1 protein-coding gene and 1 pseudogene are annotated in these 1,037 nt (G+C 73.8%); both read left to right on the plus strand.

Going from position 1 to position 1,037, the window contains the following annotated elements:
• Window positions 1-197: pseudogene (locus GT042_RS26590) on the plus strand (M56 family peptidase); the annotation flags it as partial.
• 121 nt (window positions 198-318) lie between these two features.
• A partial coding sequence (locus GT042_RS26595; protein ID WP_161311264.1) for an ABC transporter permease occupies window positions 319-1,037 on the plus strand: 719 nt, incomplete at its 3' end.

The following is a 1,037-nucleotide window of genomic DNA, read 5'->3' on the forward strand; positions in this document are numbered from 1 at the left end:
TGACCGGCGGTCCCGTGCCCCAGCGGGTGCGGGCCCTGCTCGCGCCGCCGCCCCGGCTGCGTCACCACCTGGTGGTGGCCCACGCGGTGCTGATGCTGGCCTGCTGCGTCAGCCTGGCACTGTCCGCGCAGGGCATGGACCACCTCTTCGACCTGGCGTCGCCCGCGCACGCGGCCCTGTCGACGGCAGGACGCTGATCTGCGGCAGGACGCTGATCCGCGGCGGGTCGCTGATCCACGGCAGGACGCCGATCCGCGGGCGGTGACGCCGGGAGCCGGCTCACCAGGAGCCGGCTCACCAGGCTCATAAGGTGAGCGCGTGACTTCGAGCGCGGCTTCCCTCGTACCGGTCAACCTCACCCTCGGCATCCTGCTCGCCGTCCTGCTCCTGGTGGCGGCGGGTGTCGCGGCCGTCGTCCACCTCACTCCCGAGGCGGGCCGGAGCCGGTCGCGGGAGATCCTGGTCGCCGGGGTGCGCGCCGCGGTCCAGCTGGCCGCGGTCTCGTTCGTGATCGTCTGGGTGGTGAAGTCGCTCCCGGCGCTGCTGGCGTTCCTGGCCGTCATGTTCGCGGTGGCCGTACGGACCGCGGGCCGGCGCCTCACGACCAATCACACGTGGTGGCTGACGGCCGTGCCGCTCGCCGTCGGGGTGGTGCCCGTGGTCGCGGCTCTCCTGCTGACGGGCCTCGTACCGCTCAAGGGCATCGCGCTCATCCCGATCACGGGCATCCTCATCGGGGGCGCGCTCACCGTGACCGTGCTCGCCGGACGCCGGTCGCTGGACGAGCTGGCCCTGCGCCACGGTGAGGTGGAGGCGGCGATGGCGCTGGGCCTGCCGGACCGGGACGCCCGGCTGGAGGTGGTACGACCGGCGGCCTCGGACGCCCTGCTGCCGGGCCTCGACCAGACCCGTACGGTCGGTCTGGTCACGCTCCCCGGCGCGTTTGTCGGCGTCCTCCTGGGAGGTGCGAGCCCGCTGGTCGCCGGGGCGGTCCAGCTGTTCGTCCTGATCGCGCTGATGGCCGTGCAGTCCCTCGC

Source organism: Streptomyces sp. SID3212 (genome assembly GCF_009865405.1).
Lineage (GTDB): Bacteria > Actinomycetota > Actinomycetes > Streptomycetales > Streptomycetaceae > Streptomyces.